The organism is Micromonospora sp. WMMD712, assembly GCF_029581295.1.
GTDB lineage: Bacteria > Actinomycetota > Actinomycetes > Mycobacteriales > Micromonosporaceae > Micromonospora > Micromonospora carbonacea.
Window position 1 is genome coordinate 7,103,174 of sequence record NZ_CP120743.1, and the last position, 16,288, is coordinate 7,119,461.

Below are 16,288 nucleotides of genomic sequence, written 5' to 3' on the forward strand. Positions count from 1 at the left end.
CCTTGGCCCACGTACGGAGTAACTGATGTCCACGTCTGCAGATAAGGTCGTCGAGGCGCTTCGGGCTTCCCTCAAGGAGACCAGCCGGCTCAAGCAGCTCAACCAGCAGCTCACGGCGGCGGCCCGGGAGCCGATCGCCATCGTGGCGATGTCCTGCCGCTACCCGGGCGGGGTGTCGTCGCCCGACGAGCTGTGGGACCTGGTGGCCGCGGGCGGCGACGCCATCGGCGGCTTCCCCGCCGACCGGGGCTGGGACCTGGACAACCTCTACGACCCGGAGGCCGGCCGGGTCGGCCGCTCCACCACCCAGCAGGGCGGCTTCCTCTACGAGGCGGCCGAGTTCGACGCCGAGTTCTTCGGCATCAGCCCCCGCGAGGCCCTCGCCATGGACCCGCAGCAGCGGCTGCTGCTGGAGACGTCGTGGGAGGCGTTCGAGTCCGCCGGCATCGCCCCGTCGTCGGTGCGCGGGCAGAAGGTCGGCGTGTTCGTCGGCACCGCCGCCAACGGCTACGGCGTCGGCCAGGACGGCGGCGCGGACGGCGCCGACGAGGGCTACCTGCTCACCGGCACCGCCACCAGCGTCGTGTCCGGCCGCATCGCGTACGCGCTGGGCCTGGAGGGGCCGGCGGTCACCGTGGACACCGCCTGCTCGTCGTCGCTGGTCGCCCTGCACCTGGCCTGCCAGGCGCTGCGCTCCGGCGAGTTCGACCTGGCCCTCGCCGGCGGCGTGACCGTCATGGCCACGCCGAGCGCGTTCGTCGGGTTCTCCCGGCAGCGCGGCCTCGCCTCCGACGGGCGGTGCAAGTCGTTCGCCGCCTCAGCCGACGGCACCGGCTGGGCCGAGGGCGTCGGCCTGCTCCTCGTCGAGCGGCTCTCCGACGCCCAGCGCAACGGCCACCGCGTCCTCGCCGTGGTGCGCGGCTCCGCGATCAACCAGGACGGCGCGTCCAACGGGCTCACGGCCCCCAACGGGCCGGCGCAGCAGCGGGTCATCCGGCAGGCGCTCAGCAACGCCCGCCTCACCCCCGCCGACGTGGACGCCGTCGAGGCGCACGGCACCGGCACCACCCTCGGCGACCCGATCGAGGCGCAGGCGCTGCTGGCCACCTACGGGCGGGACCGCGACGGGCGCGACCCGCTGTGGCTCGGCTCGATCAAGTCGAACATCGGGCACAGCCAGTCCGCCGCCGGCATCGCCGGGATCATCAAGATGGTCATGGCGATGCGGCACGGCCTGCTGCCGGCCACCCTGCACGTCGACACCCCGTCGCCGCACATCGACTGGTCGGCCGGGGCGGTGTCGCTGCTCACCGAGCCCCGCCCCTGGCCCGAGGTGGACCGCCCGCGCCGGGCCGCCGTGTCGTCGTTCGGCATCTCCGGCACCAACGCCCACGTCATCCTCGAACAGGCCGACGCCGCGCCCGCCGCCGGCGCACCCGAGGACCGGCCCGGCCTGCTCGCCGCGCCCGCCGCGACCGTGTGGGCGCTGTCCGCCCGGTCCACGGCGGCCCTGCGCGCGCAGGCCGCCCGCCTCGCCCGCTACGTCCGCGCCCGCGCCGGCCTCGACCCGGCCCGGCTCGCCTGGTCCCTCGCCGCCACCCGTTCCGAGTTCGAGCACCGGGCCGCCGTCGTCGCCGCCGACCCGGCGCAGCTCCTCGCCGGCCTCGACGCCCTCGCCGCCGGCACCCCCGCCGGGACCGTCGTCACCGGCGTGGCCGGCGAACCCGGCGAGGGACCCGTCTGGGTCTTCCCCGGCCAGGGCGCCCAGTACGTCTCGATGGCCGCCGGCCTCGTCGGCGTCTGCCCCGTCTTCGACGAGGCCCTCGCCGAGTGCCAGGCCGAGTTCGACCGCTGGCTCGACGTCGACCTGGTCGCCGTCCTCACCGGCGACGACGACTCGTGGCTGAGCCGCACCGAGGTCGTCCAGCCGGCCCTGTTCGCCGTCGGCGTCGGCCTGGCCCGGGTGTGGCGGCACGCCGGCCTGACGCCCCGCGCCGTCGTCGGCCACTCCCAGGGCGAGATCGTCGCCGCCCACGTCGCCGGGGCGTTGACCCTCGCCGACGCCGTCAAGATCCTCGCCCTGCGGGCCCGCGCCCTCGCCGGCATCGCCGGCACCGGCGGAATGGTCGCGGTCGACCTGCCCGCCGCCGAGGTCGCCGGGCGGCTCCCCGACGGGCTGAGCGTCTCCGTCGTCAACGGGCCCCACGCCACCGTCGTCTCCGGCCCGCCGCAGGCCGTGGCCGACCTCGCCGCCGCCTACGCCGCGCAGGGCGTGCGCGCCCGGCTCATCGACATCGACTACGCCTCCCACTCGCCGGCCGTGCAGCCCGTCGCCGACCGGATGCGCGCCGACCTGGCCGGCGTCGTGCCCCGCGACGCCGACGTGCGGATCCTGTCCACCGTCACCGGCACCTGGATCGACGGCGCGGCCCTCGACGCCGACTACTGGGCGGAGAACCTGCGCCGGCCGGTGCTGTTCGACACCGCCGTGCGCACCGCCGTCGAGGCCGGGCACACCGACTTCGTCGAGGTCTCCCCGCACCCGGTGCTGAGCATGTCGCTCACCGCGGTCCTCGACGACACCGGCACCACCGGCCGGGCCCTGGCCACCCTGCGCCGCGGCGAGGACGCCGCAGCCCGGCTGCTCACCAGCCTCGCCGCCGCCCACGCCCACGGCCTCGCCGTCGACCTGCGCCGCGTCCTCGCCCCCGCCGACGTCCTGGTCGACCTGCCCACGTACGCGTTCCAGCGGCAGCGCTACTGGGCCGAGCGGACGGCCGCCGCCACCGCCACCGGACCGGTCAGCCCCGACGTCGTCGACGTCGAGTTCTGGTCGGCCGTCGAACGCTCCGACGTGGCCGCCCTCGCCGCCCAGCTCGACGGCGCGCCCGCCGACCTGGAGGTGCTCGCCCCGGCGCTGCCCGTGCTGTCGTCCTGGCGGAAGGCCCGGTTGCAGCGGGCCGTGCTCGACGGCTGGTCGTACCGGATCGTCTGGAAGCCGGCCGGGCCGCCCGCCGGTCCCGCCGTGGCCGGCGACCTGCTCGTGGTCCTGCCGGCCGGCGACGCCACCGTGGCCGGCTGGGTGGACGCCCTCGAAGCCGCCGCCGACGGCCGGCGGGTGCGGCGCGTCGCCGTCGACCCCGCCGGGGCCACCCGCGAGGGCCTGGCCGCCGTGCTCGCCGACCACCGGGACGCGCCCCTGGCCGGCGTGGTGTCGCTGCTCGGCCTCGCCGACGACCGGTACCCGGGCCACCCCGCGGTCCCCACCGGCCTGGTCGCCACCACCCGCCTGGTGCAGGCGCTGCGGGACGCCGACGTGCCCGCCCCGCTGTGGTGCCTCACCGTCGGCGGCGTCGGCACCGACCCGGCCGAGCCGGTGGCCAGCGCCGCCCAGCATGCCCTGTGGGGCCTCGCCCGGGTCGTCGGCCTGGAACACCCCGGCCAGTGGGGCGGCCTCGTCGACCTGCCCGCCGCGCCCGACGCCGCCTGCTGGGCCGAGGTCGCCCGCATCCTCGCCGGCGGCGGCGACGAGGACCAGTTCGCGGTCCGCCCCTACGGCACGTTCGTGCGCCGCCTCGCCCGCGCCGCCACCCGCACCACCGGCCCGGTCACGTCGTGGCAGCCGCGCGGCACCGTCCTCGTCACCGGTGGCACCGGCGCGATCGGCGCGCAGGCCGCCCGCTGGCTCGCCGCCAACGGCGCCGAACACCTGGTGCTCACCAGCCGCCGGGGACTCGCCGCCGACGGCGCGGCCGCGCTGGCCGACGAGCTGACCGCCACCGGCGTACGGGTCACCGTCGCCGCCTGCGACATGGCCGACCGCGAGCAGGTCGCCGCCCTCGTCGCCGGCCTCGACGACGTAGCCCCGCTCACCGCCGTGCTGCACGCCGCCGGCATCACCCAGCTCACCGCCCTCGTCGACACCGACCTCGACGTCCTCGAACACGTCCTGGCCGGCAAGGTCGCCGGTGCGGCGCACCTCGACGAGCTGCTCGGCGACCGGCAGCTCGACGCGTTCGTCACGTTCGCCTCCATCTCCGGCGTGTGGGGCAGCGGCGGCCAGGGCGCGTACGCGGCCGCGAACGCGTACCTCGACGCGCTCGCCGAGCAGCGCCGCGCCCGGGGACTCGCCGCCACCTCCGTCTCCTGGGGCGCCTGGGCCGAGGGCGGCATGGCCACCACCGAGGAGGCGCAGCGGCTGCTCAGCCGGCGCGGCCTCAACCCGATGCAGCCGGCCGCCGCGCTGCTCGCCCTGCGCCGCGCCGTCGAGCACGGCGAGACCTGCCTCGTCGTCGCCGACGTCGCCTGGGAGCACTTCGCCCCCGCGTACGCGTCCGCCCGGCCCCGCCCGCTGCTCGACGACATCGCCGAGGCCCGCGACGCCCTCGCCGCCCGCCCCGCCGACGGCGGCACCGACCACGCCGCCGCCCTGCGCCGCGACCTGGCCGCCGTGACCCGCGCCGAACGCGACCGGCAGCTCACCGACCTGGTACGCGGCCACGCCGCCGCCGTCCTCGGCCACAGCGGCACCGACGCGGTCAAGCCGAAGCGGGCGTTCAAGGAGCTGGGCTTCGACTCGCTGACCGCCGTGGAGCTGCGCAACCAGCTCACCGCCGCGACCGGGCTGGCCCTGCCCACCACCCTCATCTTCGACTACCCCAACCCGGCCGCCCTCGCCGGGCACCTGGCCGCCCTGCTGCGGCTCGACGACGACGCGCCCGCCGCCGGGACCCCGGGGGCCGGCACCGGCCCGGCCACCGCCGACGAGCCCATCGCCATCGTCGGCATGAGCTGCCGCTACCCGGGCGGCGTCAGCGACCCCGACGGGCTGTGGGACCTCGTCGCCACCGGCCGCGACGGCATCAGCGAGTTCGCCCCCGACCGGCACTGGGACCTCGACCGGCTCCTCGCCGCCGACCCCGACGCGCCCGGCCGCTCCTCCACCCGGCACGGCGGGTTCCTCGACGGGGCCACCGACTTCGACCCCGTCTTCTTCGGCGTCTCCCCGCGCGAGGCCCTCGCGATGGACCCGCAGCAGCGGCTGCTGCTGGAGGCCACCTGGGAGGCGTTCGAGCAGGCCGGCGTCACCCCCGACAGCCTGCACGGCACCCCGACCGGCGTGTTCGTCGGCGCGTCCCCGTCCGGCTACGGCACCGGCGACGAGACCCCCGACCTGGACGGCTACCGGCTCACCGGCGGCGCGCACAGCGTCATCTCCGGCCGCGTCTCCTACACGTTCGGCCTGGAGGGCCCGGCCGTCACCGTCGACACCGCCTGCTCGTCGTCGCTGGTGGCGCTGCACCTGGCCGTGCAGTCGCTGCGGCAGGGCGAGTGCGACCTCGCCGTGGCCGGCGGCGTGACCGTCATGGTCACCCCCGGCGCGTTCGTCGAGTTCACCCGGCAGGGCGGGCTCGCCGCCGACGGGCGGTGCCGCTCCTTCGCCGCCGCCGCCGACGGCACCGGCTGGGGCGAGGGCGTCGGCGTGCTCCTCGTCGAACGCCTCAGCGACGCCCAGCGGCGCGGCCACCGGATCCTCGCCGTCGTGCGCGGCTCCGCCGTCAACCAGGACGGCGCGTCCAACGGGCTCACCGCCCCGAACGGGCCGTCGCAGCAGCGCGTCATCCGCGCCGCCCTCGCCAACGCCGGCCTCGCCCCGGCCGACGTGGACGCCGTCGAGGCGCACGGCACCGCCACCACCCTGGGCGACCCGATCGAGGCGCAGGCGCTGCTGGCCACCTACGGGCAGGACCGGCCCGCCGACCGTCCCCTGTGGCTGGGCTCCATCAAGTCGAACATCGGCCACACCCAGGCCGCCGCCGGCGTCGCCGGGGTGATCAAGATGGTGCAGGCGCTGCGGCACGGCACCCTGCCGGCGACCCTGCACGTCGACGAGCCCACCCCGCACGTCGACTGGTCGGCCGGCGCGGTCGAGCTGCTCACCGAGGCCCGGCCGTGGCCGCAGGTGGACCGGCCGCGCCGCGCCGCCGTGTCGTCGTTCGGGGTCAGCGGCACCAACGCCCACGTGATCATCGAGCAGCCGCCCGCGCCGGTGGCCGACGACGCGACCGCCGGGCAGCCGCCCGGCGAAACCGCGCGGCGGCGGGACGGCGAGGCCGCCGACCGGCCGCACGGCGACGTCGCCGGGCCGCCCGCCCCGCCGCTGGTGCCGGTGCTGCTCTCCGCCCGGGGCGAGGGCGGCCTGACCCGCCAGGCCGCCCGCTGGGCCCGCCGCTGGGCCGACCGGGCCACCGGCGGCGACCTGCCCCGGCTGGCCGACGTCGGCTGGACGTCGCTCGTCGCCCGCACCGCCCTGGAGCACCGCGCGGTGCTCCTCGCCGCCGACCACGCCGAGCTGGCCGCCGCCCTGACCGCCCTCGCGACGGGCGAGCCCACCGACGCCGTCGTCACCGGCCGCGCCGCCGACCGGGGCCCCGTCGCCCTGCTCTTCTCCGGTCAGGGCGCGCAGCGTGCCGGGATGGGTCGGGAGCTGTACGCCACGTTCCCGGTGTTCGCCGCCGCGTTGGACGAGGTGTGCGGTCACCTGGATCCGTTGCTGCCGCAGCCGCTGAAGCCGGTGCTGTTCGCGGAGGCGGGCACGACTGAGGCCGAGCTGCTCGACCAGACCGTGTTCACGCAGGCGGGGCTGTTCGCGGTCGAGGTGGCCCTGTTCCGCCTGGTGGAGTCGTTCGGGGTGGTGCCGGACTTCGTGGGCGGCCACTCGGTCGGTGAGATCACTGGCGCGCACGTGGCGGGGGTGTTGTCGCTGGCGGACGCGTGTGCGCTGGTGGCCGCCCGGGGTCGGTTGATGCAGGCGTTGCCGGCCGGCGGCGGGATGCTCGCGGTCGCTGCGGCCGAGGCCGAGGTGGCGGAGTCCATCGCCGGCCGCGTCGAGGTGGGAATCGCGGCCGTCAACGGCCCGTCGGCCGTGGTCGTCTCCGGCGCGGTCGGGGTCCTCGACGAGGTCGAGCAGCTCTGGCGGGACCGGGGTGTCCGCACCCGCCGGCTCACGGTGAGTCACGCGTTCCACAGCCCGTTGATGGAGCCGATGCTCGCCGAGTTCCGGGCCGTGTTGGAGACGCTGTCGTTCGCCGCGCCGCTGGTGCCGGTCGTGTCGAACGTGACCGGGGCGCTCGCCGACGGCGACGACCTGCGGACCGCCGACTACTGGGTGCGGCACGTGCGGGAGGCCGTCCGGTTCGCCGACGGGGTCGCCGCGCTGCGCGCCGCCGGGGCGGACACGTTCGTCGAGATCGGCCCCGGCGCGGTGCTCACCGCCCTGGTCCGCGACGCCCTGACCGGCGACGACGACCTGCTCGCCGTGCCGGCCCAGCGCCGCGACCGCGCCGAGCCCCGCGCCCTGCTCGCCGCCCTCGCCGAGCTGCACGCCGCCGGAGCACGCGTCGACTGGGCCCCGCTGCTCGCCGACGCCGCTCCGACCCGGGTCGACCTCCCGACGTACGCGTTCGCCCGGGAACGCTTCTGGCTGCGGCCCGCCGGCCGCGCCTCCGACGTCTCCCGGGCGGGCCTCGGCGCGGCCGGGCACCCGCTGCTCGCCGCCGCCGTCCGGCTGGCCGGCGAGGACGCGGCCGTGCTCACCGGCCGGCTCTCCGTCGCCGCCCAGCCGTGGCTGGCCGACCACGTGGTCGCCGGCGCGGTCGTCGTCCCCGGCACCGCGCTCGTCGAGCTGGCGCTGCGCGCCGGCGACGAGTTCGGCCCCTGCCGGGTGGCGGAGCTGACCATCGCCGCCCCGCTCGTGCTCCCCGCCCAGGGCGCGGTGCGCGTCCAGGTCCGCGTCGGCCCCCGCGACGGCGTCGGCGGGCGGGCCGTCACCGTGCACTCCCAGCCCGACCACGACCCCGACGGCGACTGGGTGCGGCACGCCGAGGGCCTGCTCACCGCCGTCGAGCCCACCGCCGACGCCGGCCTCGGCGCGTGGCCCCCCGCCGACGCCGTCGAGGCCGACCTCGCCGGCTGGTACGACGCCCTCGCCGGCCACGGCATGACCTACGGGCCGGTGTTCCAGGGCCTGCGCCGCGCCTGGACGGCCGGCGACGACACCGTCTACGCCGAGGTGACCCTGCCCGCCGCGACCACCGACGGCAGCGCCGGCTTCGGCGTGCACCCCGCCCTGCTCGACGCGGCCCTGCACCCCACCGCCCTGCTGCCCGGCGACGGCACCACCGGCCCCAAGGCCCCGTTCGCGTTCGCGGGCGTCCAGGTGCACGCCGTCGGCGCGGACACCCTCCGCGTCCGGCTCACCCGCACCGGCACCGCCGTGCGGCTGCTCGCCGTCGACGACACCGACCGGCCCGTGGTCACCGTCGACTCCCTCGTCCTGCGCGAGATGACCGGCGGCGACCCGTCGGCGGCCACCCTCGCCGCCCGGTCGCTGTTCCGCGTCGACTGGCGGCCCGAGCCGCTCGCCCCCGCCGACGCGCCCCGCGCCGCCCTGCTCGGCCCCGCCACGCCCGCGCTGCCCGGCGTCCCCGCCCACCCGGGCGTCGCCGAGCTGGCCGCCACCGGCGACGTGCCCCCGCTGGTCCTGCTGCCCGTGCCCGCCACGGCCGCCGGCCTGCCCGCCGACGCGCTGCCCGCCGCCGTGCGGGCCGGCACCGCCGCCGTGCTCGCCGCCGTCCAGGCGTGGCTCGCCGCCGACGCCCTCGCCGACACCCGCCTCGCGGTGGTCACCCGGGGCGCGGTCCGGGCCACCGACGCCGACCCCGCCGACGAGCTGACCGGCGCGGCCGTGTGGGGCCTGCTGCGCGCCGCCCAGTCCGAGCACCCCGGCCGCATCGTCCTGGCCGACCTCGACCGGGACCTCGACGCGCCCGCCGTCGCGCTGCTCGCGGCCGCCGCCGACGACCCGGCTGCGGCGCAGCTCGCCGTCCGCGCCGACACGACCTACACCCCCCGTCTGGTACGCGCCGACACCCCACCCGCGCCCGCCCGACGTCCCCTCGACGGCACCGTCCTGGTCACCGGCGGCACCGGCGCGCTCGGCGCGCTGCTGGCCAGGCACCTCGTCACCGACCGGGGCGTGGACTCCCTCGCCCTGGTCAGCCGGCGCGGCCCCGCCGCCGACGGTGCGGCCGACCTCGCCGCCGAGCTGACCGCCCTCGGCGCGCGGGTCGACGTGCTCGCCTGCGACGTCACCGACCCCGATGCGGTGCGCGCCCTGGTCGGGCGGCTCACCGCCGACGGTGGTCGGCTGGCCGGGGTGGTGCACACGGCCGGGGTGCTCGACGACGCGGTGGTCACCGGCATCGACGTCGACCGGCTGGCCCGGGTCCTCGCGCCGAAGGTCGACGCGGCGTGGCACCTGCACGAGGCCACCGCCGGCCTCGACCTCGACCTGTTCGTGCTGTTCTCCTCCATCGCCGGGGTCCTCGGCTCCCCGGGCCAGGGCGCGTACGCCGCCGCCAACCACTTCCTCGACGCGCTCGCCGCCCACCGCCGCGCCCAGGGGCTGACCGCGCACTCCCTGGCCTGGGGCATGTGGGACACCGACGGGATGGCCGCCACCCTCAGCGCCGCCGACCGGTCCCGGGTCACCCGCTCCGGCCTCGGCCTGATCGACGGGCCCGTCGGCGTCGCCCTGTTCGACGCCGCCGTCGCCACCGACGCCGCCGCGCTCGTCCCCGCCGTCGTCGACGTGCCGGCGCTGCGCGCGGCGGCCACCGCCACCGGCGTACCGCCGATGCTGCGCGCCCTCGTCGGCACCGCGCCCGCCCGGCGGCAGGCCGGCGGCGGCGCGGCCGGCGGCTGGGCCCAGCGCCTCGCCGCGCTCGCCCCCGACGAGGCCCGCGCCCAGGTGGACGTGCTGGTGCGGGGCCTGGTGGCGCAGGTGTTGGGGCACGGTGGTGCGGAGGCGGTGCCGGCGGACCGGGCGTTCCGGGAGTTGGGTTTCGACTCGTTGACGGCGGTGGACCTGCGTAACCGGGTCAACGCGGCGACGGGGCTGCGGTTGGCGTCGACGCTGGTGTTCGACTACCCGACCCCGGCGGCCCTCGCCGCGCACGTGCACGAGCAGCTCACCGGCGCGACCGCCGACCGGCCCGAGGCGGTCGCCGCCACCGGCGGCGTCGACGAGCCGATCGCGATCGTCGGCATGGCCTGCCGTTACCCGGGTGGGGTCGCCGGCCCCGACGACTTGTGGGCGCTGCTGGCCGACGGTGGCGACGGAATCTCCGAGTTCCCCGCCGACCGGGGCTGGGACCTGGAGTCCCTCTTCCACCCCGACCCCGACCACCCCGGCACCTCCTACGCCCGGCACGGTGGTTTCCTCGCCGGGGCGGCGGACTTCGACCCGGCGTTCTTCGGGATCTCGCCCCGGGAGGCCGTCGCGATGGATCCGCAGCAGCGGTTGCTGCTGGAGGCGTCGTGGGAGACGTTCGAGTCCGCCGGCCTCGACCCGGCGCGGGTACGCGGCAGCCGCACCGGCGTCTTCGCCGGCCTGATGTACCACGACTACGCCTCCCAGGTGCAGGAGCTGCCCGAGGGCCTGGAGGGCTACATCGGCACCGGCAACTCGGGCAGCGTCGTCTCCGGCCGCGTCGCCTACACGTTCGGCCTGGAGGGGCCGGCGGTGACCGTGGACACGGCGTGCTCGTCGTCGCTGGTGGCCCTGCACCTGGCCGTGCAGGCGCTGCGGTCGGGGGAGTGCGACCTGGCCCTGGCCGGTGGCGTGACGGTGATGGCCACCCCAGGGACGTTCGTGGAGTTCTCCCGGCAGCGGGGGTTGTCGGCCGACGGGCGGTGCAAGTCGTTCGCCGCCGCCGCGGACGGGACGGGCTGGTCGGAGGGGGTGGGCATGCTGCTGGTGCAGCGGCTCTCCGACGCGCGCCGCGACGGCCGGCGGATCCTCGCCGTGGTGCGGGGCACGGCCGTCAACCAGGACGGTGCGTCGAACGGTTTGACCGCGCCGAACGGTCCGTCGCAGCAGCGGGTGATCCGGCAGGCCCTCGCCAACGCGCGGCTGACCCCGGCGGACGTGGACGCCGTCGAGGCGCACGGCACCGGCACCACCCTGGGCGATCCGATCGAGGCGCAGGCGCTGCTGGCCACCTACGGGCAGGACCGGCCGGTCGACCGGCCGCTGCTGCTCGGGTCGGTCAAGTCGAACATCGGCCACACCCAGGCCGCCGCCGGGGCCGCCGGCATCATCAAGATGATCATGGCGATGCGGCACGGCGTCGTCCCCCGCACCCTGCACGTCGACGAGCCGTCCCCGCACATCGACTGGACGGCCGGCGCCGTCGAACTGGCCACCGAGGCCCGGCCCTGGCCCGAGACGGGCCGCCCCCGCCGCGCCGCCATCTCCTCGTTCGGCGTCAGCGGCACCAACGCGCACGTCGTCATCGAGCAGCCCCCCGCCGACCCCCGGTCCGCCCGACCCGGCGACGCGGCGGTGCGCTCCGGCGACGCGTCCGCCCACACCGGCGACGCCCACCCGGCGGCCGTGCTGCTGTCGGCCCGCTCCGAGGCGGCCCTCGCCGCCCAGGCCGACCGCTGGGCCCGCTGGCTCGCCGCCGACCCGACCCCCCGCCCCGCCGACGTGGGCTGGTCCTCCGTCGTCACCCGGGCCACCCTGGAACACCGCGCCGTGCTCGCGGCAGCCGACCGCGACGACCTCCTCGCCGGGCTGCGCGCCCTCGCCACCGGCGAACCGTCCGGCACCGTCGTCACCGCCGCCGGCACCCCCACGGGCCAGCTCGCGGTCCTCTTCTCCGGTCAGGGCGCGCAGCGTGCCGGGATGGGTCGGGAGTTGTCCGCGGCGTTCCCGGTGTTCGCCGCCGCGTTGGACGAGGTGTGCGGGCACCTGGATCCGTTGCTGCCGCAGCCGCTGAAGCCGGTGCTGTTCGCGGAGGCGGGCACGACTGAGGCCGAGCTGCTCGACCAGACCGTCTTCACGCAGGCGGGCCTGTTCGCGGTCGAGGTGGCCCTGTTCCGCCTGGTGGAGTCGTTCGGGGTGGTGCCGGACTTCGTCGGTGGGCATTCGGTCGGTGAGATCACCGCCGCGCACGTGGCGGGGGTGTTGTCGCTGGCGGACGCGTGTGCGCTGGTGGCCGCCCGGGGTCGGTTGATGCAGGCGTTGCCGGCCGGGGGCGGGATGCTCGCGGTCGCCGCCGCCGAGGCCGACGTGCTCGCCTCGATCGCCGGTCGCACCGACGTCGGGATCGCGGCCGTGAACGGGCCGTCGGCCGTGGTCGTCTCCGGTGCCGTCGAGACCCTCGACGAGGTCGAGCAGCTCTGGCGGGAGCGGGGTGTGCGGACGCGCCGGTTGGCGGTGAGTCACGCGTTCCACAGTCCGTTGATGGAGCCGATGCTGGCCGAGTTCCGGGCCGTCCTCGACGGGCTGGCGTTCCGTACGCCGCTGGTGCCGGTCGTGTCCAACCTGACCGGGGCGCTGGCCGAACCGCAGGAGCTGACCCGGGCCGACTACTGGGTACGGCACGTGCGGGAGGCGGTGCGCTTCGGCGACGGGGTCGCCGCGCTGCGCGCCGCCGGGGTGGGCACGTTCCTGGAGGTCGGGCCGCAGAGCGTCCTCACCGCTCTGGCCGCCGACGTGCTGGCCGGTGACGAGGGCGTGCTCGCCGTCGCCGCCCAGCGCCGCGACCGGCCCGCCGCGCGGGCGCTGCTCGCCGCGCTGGGCGAGCTGCACGTCCACGGCGTGCCCGTCACCTGGACCCAGTGGTACGCCGGCACCGACCCGCAGCGCGTCGACCTGCCCACGTACGCGTTCCAGCACGAGCGGTACTGGCTCGGCATCGGCCGCGCCCGCGCGGGCGACGTCACCGGCGCCGGCCTCGGCGCGGCCGGGCACCCCCTGCTCGGCGCAGCCGTCACCGTCGCCGGCGAGGACATGGTCGTGCTCACCGGCCGCCTCTCCGTCGCCACCCACCCGTGGCTCGCCGAGCACACCGTCTCCGACACGGTGGTCGTCCCCGGCACCGCCCTCGTGGAGCTGGCCGTCCGGGCCGGCGACGAGGCGGGCGTCTCCCGGCTCCGGGAACTCACCATCGCCGCGCCGCTCGTGCTGCCCGCCACCGGCGGCGTACGGGTCCAGGTGCGCGTCGGCGCGCCCGACCCGACCGGTGCCCGGCCCGTCGCGGTGCACGCCGAGACCGACGGTGACGCCGGGTGGGTGCGGCACGCCGAGGGTGTGCTGGAGCCGGTGTCGGCCGAGGAGCCGGTGCTGGGTGCGTGGCCGCCGGTGGCTGCGCCGGAGGTGGATCTGTCGGGTTGGTATGAGGCTCTGGCGGGCCTCGGCCTGGTCTACGGGCCGGTGTTCCGCGGGCTGCGTCGGGTGTGGGCCGGCGACGGCGAGGTGTTCGCCGAGGTGGCCCTGCCCGATGAGGTCGAGGGCGCGGCGGAGTTCGGGGTGCATCCGGCGTTGTTGGATGCGGCGTTGCACCCGATCGGGCTGTTGCTCGCCGACGAGGGGCCGGCAGCGGCACGGGTGCCGTTCGCGTTCTCGGGTGTGCAGGTGCACGCGTCGGGTGCGCGGGTGCTGCGGGTGCGGTTGACGCGGGCGGGCTCTGAGATCCGTCTGGTCGCGGTGGACGAGTCGGGTGCGCCGGTGGTGTCGGTGGACTCGATCGTGTTGCGGGAGTTGACCGGTGTCGGTGCCGGCGGTGCGGCGTCGCGGTCGTTGTTCGAGGTGGTGTGGCAGGCCGCCGAGGCCGCCCCGACCGGCGAGTTGTCCGGCTGGGCGCTGCTGACCGGCGGGGACCTGCCGGCGACACTGCCCGGCCTGCCGGCGTACCCCGACGTGGCGGCCCTGCTGGCGGCGGTGGCCGCAGGGGCCGACGCCCCGCGCGCCCTCGTGCTGCCGGTCGCCGCCCCCGACGCCGCCGTTCCCGAGGCGGCAAAGGCGGTCACCAGCGGCATCCTCGCGGCCACCCAGGCGTGGCTGGCCGCCGACGCGCTCGCCGACACGCGGCTCGTCGTCGTCACCCGGGGCGCGGTGGCCGCCGGGCCGGACGATCCCGTCGTGGACCTCGCCGGATCCGCCGTGTGGGGCCTGCTCCGCTCGGCGCAGACCGAGCACCCGGGCCGCATCGTCCTCGCCGACGTCGACGGCGACCTCGACGCGCACGCCCTGGGCCTGCTCGCCCGGGTCGCCGACGACGCGGGCGTGGGTGGTCAGGTGGCGGTGCGTTCGGGCGGGGTGTGGGTGCCGCGTCTGGTGCGCGCGTCGGCCACGGACACCCCCGTCGCTGTCGGCGACGGTGCGGTGCTGGTGACCGGTGGTACGGGCGCGTTGGGCGCTCTGGTCGCGGAGCATCTGGTGTCGGTGCACGGGGTGCGGTCGTTGGTGTTGGTGTCGCGTCGGGGCACCGCCGCTGCCGGCGCGGACGCCGTGGTCGAGCGGCTGTCGGGGCTGGGCGCGTCGGTGGAGGTGGCAGCCTGCGACGTGACGGATGCCGAGGCCGTGCGCGCCCTGGTCGGGCGGCTCACCGCCGACGGTGGTCGGCTGGCCGGGGTGGTGCACACGGCCGGGGTGCTCGACGATGCGGTGGTCACCGGCATCGACGCCGACCGGCTGGCCCGGGTCCTCGCGCCGAAGGTGGACGCGGCGTGGCACCTGCACGAGGCCACCGCCGGCCTCGACCTGGACCTGTTCGTGGTGTTCTCCTCCATCGCCGGGGTGCTCGGTTCGCCGGGTCAGGCCGCGTATGCGGCGGGGAACGCGTTCCTGGACGGGCTCGCGGCGTTCCGGCGGGGGGCTAGTCTGCCGGCGGTGTCCCTGGCGTGGGGGATGTGGGACACCGACGGGATGGCGGCGTTGCTCGGTGACGCGGATCGGGCGCGGTCGGCGCGGGCGGGTCTGACGCCGATGAGCGCGGCCACCGGTCTGGAGCTGTTCGACGCGGCCCTCGCGGCCGGACGCCCCGCCCTGGTGCCGGCCGTGCTCGACGTGCCGGCCATGCGGGCCGCCCTCGGCGCGGGCGGCCCGGTCCCGGCGGTGCTGCGCGCCCTCGTCGGCACGACGACCACCCGCCGACAGGCCGGCCAGGGCGGCGGCTGGGACTGGGCCGACCAACTCGCCGGGCTGGACCCCGACGAGGCCCGCGCCCAGATCGACCTGCTGGTGCGGGGCCTGGTGGCGCAGGTGTTGGGGCACGGTGGTGCGGAGGCGGTGCCGGCGGACCGGGCGTTCCGGGAGCTGGGGTTCGACTCGTTGACGGCGGTGGACCTGCGTAACCGGGTCAACGCGGCGACGGGGCTGCGGTTGGCCTCGACGCTGGTGTTCGACTACCCGACCCCCGCCGTGCTCGCCGAGCACCTCTACGAGCAGGTATCCGGCCAGCTCACCGACCGCCGGGCGGCGGCCCGCGCCGTCACCGGCGTCGACGAGCCGATCGCGATCGTGGGCATGGCCTGCCGTTATCCGGGTGGGGTCGCCAGCCCGGACGACCTGTGGGCGTTGCTGGCCGACGGTGGGGACGGGATCTCCGAGTTCCCCGCCGACCGGGGCTGGGACCTCGACACCCTGTTCGACCCCGACCCGGACCGCAGCGGCACCTCGTACACCCGGCACGGCGGTTTCCTCGCCGGGGCGGCCGAGTTCGACCCGGCGTTCTTCGGGATCTCGCCGCGTGAGGCGATCGCGATGGATCCGCAGCAGCGGTTGCTGCTGGAGGCGTCGTGGGAGACGTTCGAGTCCGCCGGGGTCGACCCGGTCCGGCTGCGGGGCAGCCGCACCGGCGTCTTCGCCGGCGTCATGTACCACGACTACGCCTCCCGACTGGCCGACCTGCCGCCGGACACCGAGGGCTACGTGGGTACGGGCACGTCGGGCAGTGTGCTGTCGGGGCGGGTGGCGTACACGTTCGGTCTTGAGGGGCCGGCGGTGACCGTGGACACGGCGTGCTCGTCGTCGCTGGTCGCGTTGCATCTGGCGGCGCAGGCGCTGCGGTCGGGGGAGTGTGACCTGGCCCTGGCCGGTGGCGTGACGGTGATGGCCACCCCGGGGACGTTCGTGGAGTTCTCCCGGCAGCGCGGGCTGTCGCAGGACGGCCGGTGCAAGTCGTTCGCCGCGTCGGCGGACGGGACGGGCTGGTCGGAGGGCGTGGGCATGCTGCTGGTGCAGCGGCTCTCCGACGCGCAGCGGGACGGCCGGCGGGTCCTCGCCGTGGTGCGGGGGACGGCGGTGAATCAGGACGGTGCGTCGAATGGTCTTACCGCGCCGAATGGTCCGTCGCAGCAGCGGGTGATCCGGCAGGCTCTGGCCAACGCGCTGCTGTCGCCGGCTGATGTGGACGCGGTCGAGGCGCATGGCACG

1 protein-coding gene (only partly in view) is annotated in these 16,288 nt (G+C 77.1%); it reads left to right on the top strand.

Annotated features, from left to right (window positions below):
* Positions 1 to 25: 25 nt before the first annotated feature.
* On the top strand, positions 26 to 16,288 hold the 5' portion of the coding sequence (locus O7633_RS30555) for a type I polyketide synthase (RefSeq protein WP_282324867.1). Its footprint extends 13,767 nt past the window's final position; only the first 16,263 of its 30,030 coding nucleotides appear in the window; the start codon lies at positions 26 to 28; the stop codon falls past the right edge of the window.